Genomic DNA, 527 nt, shown 5'->3' with positions numbered 1-527 from the left:
CTTTCCTTCGGGACAGAGGAGACAGGTGGTGCATGGTTGTCGTCAGCTCGTGTCGTGAGATGTTGGGTTAAGTCCCGCAACGAGCGCAACCCTTATGCTTAGTTGCCAGCAGGTCAAGCTGGGCACTCTAAGCAGACTGCCGGTGACAAACCGGAGGAAGGTGGGGATGACGTCAAATCATCATGCCCCTTATGACCTGGGCTACACACGTACTACAATGGCCGGTACAACGGGAAGCGAAATCGCGAGGTGGAGCCAATCCTAGAAAAGCCGGTCTCAGTTCGGATTGTAGGCTGCAACTCGCCTACATGAAGTCGGAATTGCTAGTAATCGCGGATCAGCATGCCGCGGTGAATACGTTCCCGGGTCTTGTACACACCGCCCGTCACACCACGAGAGTTTACAACACCCGAAGTCGGTGGGGTAACCCGCAAGGGAGCCAGCCGCCGAAGGTGGGGTAGATGATTGGGGTGAAGTCGTAACAAGGTAGCCGTATCGGAAGGTGCGGCTGGATCACCTCCTTTCTA

The 527-nt window shown here is 55.8% G+C and carries 1 rRNA gene; it reads left to right on the top strand.

What is annotated here, in order from left to right:
- Positions 1-524 (top strand): 16S ribosomal RNA (locus ACUYLD_RS25460); the annotation flags it as partial.
- Positions 525-527: the final 3 nt, after the last annotated feature.

This window comes from Paenibacillus sp. SER-28, assembly GCF_052906305.1.
The sequence above is the reverse complement of the archived record's forward strand: the minus strand, read 5'-3'. Positions and strand labels throughout refer to the sequence as shown.